10 protein-coding genes are annotated in these 6,955 nt (G+C 67.3%); 4 read left to right on the top strand and 6 right to left on the bottom strand.

The window, feature by feature from the left end; genetic code table 11:
• Positions 1 to 12: 12 nt before the first annotated feature.
• The 5 genes from HNP48_RS34555 to HNP48_RS34575 all read right to left on the bottom strand — a co-directional run bounded on the left by HNP48_RS34555 (position 13) and on the right by HNP48_RS34575 (position 3,322).
• Entirely contained in the window at positions 13 to 1,053 is a 1,041-nt protein-coding gene (locus tag HNP48_RS34555) for a J domain-containing protein (RefSeq protein WP_184866093.1), read from the bottom strand.
• A gap of 295 nt (positions 1,054 to 1,348) precedes the next feature.
• Complete coding sequence (locus HNP48_RS34560) at positions 1,349 to 1,837, bottom strand: hypothetical protein (RefSeq protein ID WP_184866095.1); 489 nt, start codon at positions 1,835 to 1,837, stop codon at positions 1,349 to 1,351.
• 90 nt (positions 1,838 to 1,927) lie between these two features.
• Positions 1,928 to 2,410, bottom strand: a complete 483-nt coding sequence (locus HNP48_RS34565; protein ID WP_184866097.1) for a hypothetical protein — start codon at positions 2,408 to 2,410, stop codon at positions 1,928 to 1,930.
• Between the two features lie 98 nt (positions 2,411 to 2,508).
• Entirely contained in the window at positions 2,509 to 3,039 is a 531-nt protein-coding gene (locus tag HNP48_RS34570) for a hypothetical protein (protein WP_184866099.1), read from the bottom strand.
• Between the two features lies 1 nt (position 3,040).
• Entirely contained in the window at positions 3,041 to 3,322 is a 282-nt protein-coding gene (locus tag HNP48_RS34575; protein ID WP_184866101.1) for a hypothetical protein, read from the bottom strand.
• Between the two features lie 128 nt (positions 3,323 to 3,450).
• Here HNP48_RS34575 and HNP48_RS34580 point away from each other — a divergent pair, with 128 nt between their 5' ends.
• Positions 3,451 to 3,936 (top strand): SRPBCC family protein, encoded by a 486-nt coding sequence (locus HNP48_RS34580; protein ID WP_184866103.1) that lies wholly within the window; start codon positions 3,451 to 3,453, stop codon positions 3,934 to 3,936.
• Between the two features lie 41 nt (positions 3,937 to 3,977).
• On the opposite strand, the gene HNP48_RS34585 is transcribed toward HNP48_RS34580, so the two are convergent.
• Complete coding sequence (locus tag HNP48_RS34585; RefSeq protein ID WP_184866105.1) at positions 3,978 to 4,385, bottom strand: DUF4345 domain-containing protein; 408 nt, start codon at positions 4,383 to 4,385, stop codon at positions 3,978 to 3,980.
• A 201-nt stretch (positions 4,386 to 4,586) separates the two neighbouring features.
• Between HNP48_RS34585 and HNP48_RS34590 the strand changes: the two genes are divergently transcribed.
• From HNP48_RS34590 to HNP48_RS34600, 3 genes are all read left to right on the top strand, one after another.
• Complete coding sequence (locus HNP48_RS34590) at positions 4,587 to 5,000, top strand: PaaI family thioesterase (RefSeq protein ID WP_184866107.1); 414 nt, start codon at positions 4,587 to 4,589, stop codon at positions 4,998 to 5,000.
• Between the two features lie 380 nt (positions 5,001 to 5,380).
• Positions 5,381 to 6,214: an IclR family transcriptional regulator gene (locus HNP48_RS34595; RefSeq protein ID WP_260420498.1), complete on the top strand. Its 834-nt coding sequence runs from the start codon at positions 5,381 to 5,383 to the stop codon at positions 6,212 to 6,214.
• Positions 6,215 to 6,220: 6 nt separating this feature from the next.
• A complete protein-coding gene (locus HNP48_RS34600; protein ID WP_184866109.1) occupies positions 6,221 to 6,586 on the top strand; it encodes a hypothetical protein in 366 nt (121 codons plus the stop codon).
• Positions 6,587 to 6,955: the final 369 nt, after the last annotated feature.

Below are 6,955 nucleotides of genomic sequence, written 5' to 3' on the forward strand. Positions count from 1 at the left end.
TAGGCAGGGGCCTCAGAAGAATTCTTTTTCGGCCAGGCGCAGTGCCGGCAGCTTGCCCTGGGGCTCCTTGAACAGCGCCACGGTGAGGTCGCCAGCGGCCGCCACCGCGGTGCCCGCAGCATCGGCGGCCGGCGGGTGCGCTGCCGCCACGGTGACGGCGGGGGTGCGGGCCAGGGAGCCGGTGGCCAGATTGCGGTAGCGCAGGTCGTACTGGCCGGGGGCCAGCCGGTTCACGGTGAAGCGCTGGAAGGCGGGCACGTAGATGTGGCGCACCACCTGGGGTTGATCGCCGTCTTGCGCGACCAGCTTGACGAAGGCGTCCGAGTCGTTGCTGCTGTTGTCCACGGTGAGGCTGCCCTCGCCCTCGCCGCCCAGGAGCGGGTAGCCATCCACATAGCCGGCACCCTCGGGCCAGGGTCGGCCATTGGGTGCGGTGGCGGGGCGGGTGTAGCGGGGCGTGGCAAAGAACACCGGCACGGAAAAACCGCGCAGCGGGCCGGAGGATGCAGCCGCGGGGCCGGGGACCATCGGGTCATCGTCCAGGAAAGACTTGGGCACGGCCGTGACCAGGGCCAGGCAGGCCACGACGGCGCCCAGGGCGTAGAGGCTCCAGTTGCGCTCCATGTGGGAGCTGGGGGCGGCAAGCTGCTGGGGCGGCAGGGTGGAGCGGCGATGGCGCGGGCGTGCCGGGGGCTCGGGCGCATGCAGGGGCAGCGGCCGCGACTGGTGGTAGTGCTGCGGGACTTCGCTGTGCATCCACAGCGGGGGAATGCTTGGCGGCGGGGGGCGGCGCAGCGCGGCCGCGGCGTCCTCGTCATCGTTCTGGTCCACCCACAGGTCGTGCAGTGCGCGCTGGTGCGGGTTGGACAGCACGGCGTACGAGGTGTCGACAATGGCCATCTTGCGCGCGGCCTGGGGATCACCCGGGCGGCTGGCCGGGCCGAACCTGCGCACCATGGCCTGGTAGGCAGCGTCGATCGCTGCCGGCGACGCATCGCGCGCCACCTTCAGGTTGTCGTAATGGGTGTGCAGCGTAGTCACGCGGGAGGCCATGGGGTGAAGGTTTCGCCGACCGTGCAGGGTTGGGGATATGAAACCACATGTTACATCGCCTGCTGCCTGTAATTTGTAGGACAGGCCTTACAAATGCGGGTAATAGTGATTGACATCACGCCGATGGAGCGGCAGGCGTATGCGCGGATGTGCATAGGTGGCGCTGCTTTTCCATCCTTGCTCGGGTGGTCTGGCTGGGGATGCGAATGCGGGCGGCCGACTGCCATGCCGGGGTCTCATCAGAACCTGTTCGCGGTCTCCCCGCCCCTTGGAGATCGCTAACCGTACAAGGTTCTCAGAGAGTTTCGAGCTTTTCGTCGTCGATCACGACCAGCAGCCGGGCCAGGTGCCAGCCGCCGCCCGGGGCTGGTGTGAAGTGGTATTCGTACAGGGACGTTATCGGGAGGCCCGCCATGTCCTTGGTCATGCGGGTGCGCACCACGCGGTGGGCGCCTTCGGTGTCCACGCCCAGGATCTCCTCGCTCGCACTGCGGTGCGAGGCTTCGCTGCCGAAGGCGATGCCCTGGTGGCGGTAGCCCGGTGGGCAGTAGCGGGCGATGATCTCGCCGTAGGCGCGCACGGCCGCATCCATCGCGTCGCGCGCGGCCTGCGATTGCCGGGGGGCAGCGCGGGACTGCTGCTGCGCCGTGTCGTTCCAGGCTTCGTAGTCGGCAATGAAGCTGCGCACGAGGGCGCTCAGTTCTGCGGTTGCACCGTCTGCCGTCGTCGTGGTAGCGGGGCGCAGCCCGAGGGCGGCAAGAACGTTGTGCAGGGGGCGAAGCATGGTGTGGAGGGTTTGATCAAGGAAGGGGCGCTGCGGCAAGCCCAGGGAAGGCATGCCATTCATTGCGTGCAGGCCAATGGCCGCATTGGCTTACTCTGCATCTTCGTCGAAGATGCGTGTGTAGTCGCCAAACTTCGTGCCTGCGAGGTCATCGGCAATCACCCGGCGCGCGGTCTCGAAATCGACCACGAAGCAGCACACCTCCATGGTGCCGCTGCCGATGCTGCCGCCATCGCAGTGGCCCAGGCCCGTCCATCCCAATGTCTCGTTCAAGCGGTCTTCAAGGTCGTGGCGCTTCTTGATGTCTGCCTTGGTGCCCATGCCGTCGATGGCGTATTCAACCAGCAGGGTCACATGCTCATCCATGTCGATCTCGGCAAAGCCCTGCTCCTGCATGGCCTCGGCCTCGGCCTCGACGATGTCCTTGGCCTTGTCGCTGCCCTTGGTCTTGACGGTCTTGAACTCGCCGCGCGTGCCCAGTTCGCCCCAGTGCACGATGCGTTCGCCCTTGCCTTCCTTCCAGGTCTCCCAGTATTCCTTCTTGGCATCGGTGAAGCGGTAGAGCTTGAGCATGGGGCGGTGTCCTTGGCGTGGGTGGTGGGTGGGGTGGGCCGATTGTGGCGTGGCCGGTGCGGCGCGGGCCTGCAGTCAATGCCAGTTGCGCGGGCCGTTCAAAAGAGGTAGGCCTTGAGGTCCAGGTCGTGGTCGGGAGGGCCTTGGGTGAAACGCTCCGGGGTCGTGGGTGTCCCGCAGGCCAGGTGGTAGATGGTTTCGCTGTAGTACTGCCCTGAGTAGTTGGTATGGCGCGCGTTCAGTATGAGCCGCGCATACTGGCCTGGCAGCAGTTCCAGCGCCGACCGATCGGGGTGTCGCCGGGGTTGCCCACCGTCCGGTGTGCCGGTCCACCCCAGCAGAAATCCGCCCTGCGGCAGCGGGGCCAGGCGCAGCACGTCCAGGCTGCGGGGCACCTCGGGTGCCTGGGAGGTTTCCACCAGGCGCGGGCTGAATTGTTGTACCCACTCGGCCATGCAGTGGCGCTGCAGCACGAAGACTGCACCTTCTGTGGGCGAGGGCAGCCTGGGAAACGCACGCGGCAGCGCTGCGCGCTCGTTGGAGCGCGGGGCGCCCCGGGTGGCCTTGGACCACAGGATTTCGACCACCTGCACGGCCAGCGCCGTGGGGGCTTCGCGTCGCTGCACCATGTCAATCCAGGGTGGCCGTGCCTTCGGCCCAGATGGTGTGGCCGGGGTGGTGCTCCGCAATGGTGTGCATAGCCTCCGCAACGGCATCCGTGTCGCCGGGGGCGATGGTCCAGGTGAACACGGTGACGTTGGCCCCGCTGAGTTCGGGGCCGTGCAGTTCGTCCTGCGCCAGCACATCGGCCGTCACCCACAGTGGGGCGGTGGCGGTCAATCCGAGGGAGCGGTAGCTTTCATACCCCTTGCGGGTGTGGGCGAAGAAGACCATGGGGTGTGTGTTGCTCAATCTGCGGATCCTCCGGGCCGGAATCTATACTGCCCTGTGCGAGCGCCCCAGGCCCTGCACCGATGCTACACCCCGCCCGCAGTCCAACCGCGGGGAAGTGAACCAAACCCACCACAGGAGGCCATTGCATGCGCAGCAACCCCCAGCCCACCGGCCATATGGATGGCAACGATCTGGTCCTGGTGCGCAGTTTTCGCGCGCCCATCGGCGATGTCTGGGCCAGTCTGACCCGGCCCGAGAAGACCGCACAGTGGTTCGGTGGCTGGGAGGGAGAGGCCGGGCCGGGCAAGACGGTGCGGCTGCAGCTGGTCCATGAACAGGGCCAGCCCTGGTGCGATCTGCTGATCGAGGAATGTGTGGCGCCGCACCGGCTGGTCGTGGCGATGAAGGACGAGCAGGGCGCGTGGCGCATCCGCCTTGGCCTGGTGCAGGCGGGCGAGACGACGGAGCTGCGCTTTGTGCAGCACCTGGGCGACCGCCAGCTCGCGGGCGATGTGGGGCCGGGCTGGGAGTACTACCTGGACATGCTGGTTGCCGCGCGCGAAGGCAAGGCACTGCCATCGTTTGGCGACTACTACCCGGCGATGAAGGCGCACTACCTGGCCGGCGGGTAGGGGAAAAAAAAGAAACTTCCGACTGCCTTTCTTCCAGTGCCTCACCTGGCGGCAGGCGGGTTGCGGTGCATCAGCACCAGCACGATGGGCACCACCAGCTCGGGCACCAGGTAGCCGATCCACACATTGGCCGGTTCGGGCAGGCCCACCTGGGCGATGGACACCAGCCGCCCCACGGCGGCCATGGCCACGCCCAGGGCGATCAGGTAGACCAGCGTGCCCTGCTGGCGGATGGTGATGGCCGTCCATGCCGCGATGAAGCCCATCGACAGATACACGCCCGCCATGAAGCGGTGCACATTGTCCAGCCGGGGCGTGGTGTCGGGCTGGCCCAGGAACATCTGCAAGGTGCCGCCAAAGACCGCGATGGCCGCGACCAGGAACAGGCAGACCTGCACGATGCGCTGGCGCACGGTGATGGCGGCGGGCTGGGGCTGGGGTGCGGGCATGGCGGGCTCCTCTCGGATCGCGGGTCGGTGGCAGGGGCGGTGGTGGGGGCTGGTGTGCATGCTACCCACGACCGGGGATGCTTGGCAAAGGGTGTTTGGCCATTTCTGTCCTTCTCTGCCCCTTTTATGGAATTGTCCAAGTACAATTTTGTTGAAAATATACAATGCTATGCAGCGCCCAAGAAAATCGGCGCAGGAGACATGGCCTTGGAGACAAACGCAGATTGGCGGGTGCGTGAACTCAAGGGGTTCATCGCCCATGCCGGCCCCCTGTGGGCGCGGCGCGAAGGGGAGGGTTGGGCCTATGGCTTTGCCATCGGGCCGCAGCACCTGAACCCGGCGGGCGTGGTGCACGGCGGCGCTCTGCTCACCCTGGTGGACCACGCCATGAGCACGGTGGCCTGGGAGGCCTGTGGCCGCGTGCCCTGCGTCACTCTGCAGATGGACTCGCACTTTGCCGCACCCGTGAAGCCCGGCCAGTTCGTGCAGGCCCGCGCCCAGGTGGTCAAGCGCACCGGCTCGCTGGTCTTCATGCGCGGCGAGCTGCGGGTGGACGGCGACGACGCCCCCGTGCTGAGTGCCCAGGCGCTGATGAAGCCGCTGGGGCCGAAATGAAACACCCCCTGAGGCGCTTCGCGCCTTCACCCCTCTCTCGCATTGCTGCGCAATGCGGGAGGGGGACGCTCCCGGTGCACGCAAGCGAAGCGCCGCCTACGCGGCTTGGCGGCCCTTGCACGGGAGCACTGGCCTGGGCCGCGCCAGTTTCATGCGTTGCGGATGGCGCGCAGCGCAATGAACAACTGAATTCATCGACCCGGCGTCACCCTTCCCAGAACCATCACCAGGAGACACACGTGCGCACCGCCACCACGATTCCCGCCCGGCACAGCCTGATGGCCCTGTATGGCGGCCTGCCGCCCGCACCAGAGCCGGGGACCGGCGCAAATGGGGTTACCCTCGCAGGATTGCAGTTCCACCCGACACAGCATTCCCGCATGGCCACCCGATCCCCCAAAGCCGCTGCAGCCGCAACCCCTGCGACCACTGCCACCAAGCCCGCCAAGGGCGTGCGCGTGCGCCCCGTTCCGGCGGTGACGCGGTCCATCGCCATCCTGCGGCTGCTGGGCGAGCAAAAGCAGCCGCTCGCGCTCAAGACCGTGGCCCAGGCCCTGGACCTGGTGCCCAGCACCTGCCTGCACATCCTGCGCGTGCTGGTGGCGGAAGACCTGGTCACGGTGGACCCGACCACCAAGCGCTATGCGCTGGGCACGGGCATGATCAGCCTGGCGCGCAGCGTGCTGGAGGGCGGCGGCTTCACGCAGCTGGTGCAGCCGGTGCTGGACCGCATGGCCGGGCAGTTCGGCGTGACCGCGATGGGCGTGGAGATCACCGCGCGCCAGACGGTGCTGGTGCTGGCCATCTCGCAGTCGAACCAGCCGTTTCGCGTGCACACCGACGTGGGCAGCCAGTTCGACACCCTGGTCAGTGCCACGGGGCGGCTGATTGCCGCCTACAGCGGAGAAAGCTGGCCCGTGCTCAAGGCCCAATTCGCCCAGGTGGTGTGGGACCAGGCGCCCACGTTCACCGCCTGGAAGAAGGAGGTGGAGCTGACCCGCGAGCGTGGCTGGGCACTGGACCGCGACAACTTCATGGCGGGCATCACCGTCGTGGCCGTGCCGGTGCTGTCTTCGGGCGGGCGCCTGGTGAACACCCTGGTGGCCGTGGGGCTCACGAGCCAGTTGGGCGCGGCCCGGGTGCAGCAGATGGCCCAGGTGATGCAGCGCGAGGCGGCCGAGCTGTCGGCGCTGCTTGTGGGGCCGGGGGCGTAGCGCGCCATGGAAACGCTGCTCAAGACCATCACCATGCCTGCGGATATCGATGCCAGCGGGCAGGTGCCCACGGGCTGGCTGCTGGCCCGCATGGACCTGGCGGGCGCTGTGTTGCCCGGGCGGCATCTGGGCGGGCCGGTGCAGTTGGTGGGCCTGTCGGACGTGGTGCTGAGCGGGCGGCCGCGGCTGCGGCAGAGCATCACTTTTCGGGGGCGGGTCGCTTCTGTGGAGGCGGGGGAGGTGGTGGTGTGGATCGAGGCTTTCAGTGAGGAGCGGGGGCAGGTGGGGGAGGTGTTGTTGATGCGGGCGCAGCTGCGGTATACGGCGGCTGTGGTGGAGGTGCCGGGGAATATTTTTCCGGGGAGTTTCTGAGCTTCGACGGTCTGGTGTTCTGTAGCTGCTTCGTGCCTGTGCCGAGCGCGGAGGCTGCTGTTTTTGATAGCGTGCTTTTGCCATGGGCGGGAGCCGGGATGTGCGCCCGGCGGCGCAGTAACTTTCTCTTGGGCCGCCAAGAGAAAGTCACCAAAGAGAAGGCGGCCCCGCTGTCTGCGTCCCTTCGCTTCGCTACGGGCAACCTGCGATGCTCGGATCTGGGGTGGACGTCGATGAACTCCCTGCGCTGCCTCTGCGAGGCAGCTCCGGTCAAACAGCATCGACGAGCCAGAAGACGAAGTGCATGTGTCCTTCGGCACATGCACCCACCCCAGCTCCTGCGCTTCTCGGCGCAGCCAGAAGGGGTGG

Origin of the sequence: Acidovorax soli (genome assembly GCF_014207955.1) — a bacterium.
Taxonomy (GTDB): domain Bacteria; phylum Pseudomonadota; class Gammaproteobacteria; order Burkholderiales; family Burkholderiaceae_C; genus Acidovorax; species Acidovorax soli_A.

Coding starts and splice junctions, on each gene's coding strand:
- HNP48_RS34555 (WP_184866093.1), bottom strand. CDS start 1,053: ATGGCCTCCCGCGTGACTACGCTGCACACCCATTACGACAACCTGAAG.
- HNP48_RS34560 (WP_184866095.1), bottom strand. CDS start 1,837: ATGCTTCGCCCCCTGCACAACGTTCTTGCCGCCCTCGGGCTGCGCCCC.
- HNP48_RS34565 (WP_184866097.1), bottom strand. CDS start 2,410: ATGCTCAAGCTCTACCGCTTCACCGATGCCAAGAAGGAATACTGGGAG.
- HNP48_RS34570 (WP_184866099.1), bottom strand. CDS start 3,039: ATGGTGCAGCGACGCGAAGCCCCCACGGCGCTGGCCGTGCAGGTGGTC.
- HNP48_RS34580 (WP_184866103.1), top strand. CDS start 3,451: ATGCGCAGCAACCCCCAGCCCACCGGCCATATGGATGGCAACGATCTG.
- HNP48_RS34585 (WP_184866105.1), bottom strand. CDS start 4,385: ATGCCCGCACCCCAGCCCCAGCCCGCCGCCATCACCGTGCGCCAGCGC.
- HNP48_RS34590 (WP_184866107.1), top strand. CDS start 4,587: ATGGCCTTGGAGACAAACGCAGATTGGCGGGTGCGTGAACTCAAGGGG.
- HNP48_RS34595 (WP_260420498.1), top strand. CDS start 5,381: ATGGCCACCCGATCCCCCAAAGCCGCTGCAGCCGCAACCCCTGCGACC.
- HNP48_RS34600 (WP_184866109.1), top strand. CDS start 6,221: ATGGAAACGCTGCTCAAGACCATCACCATGCCTGCGGATATCGATGCC.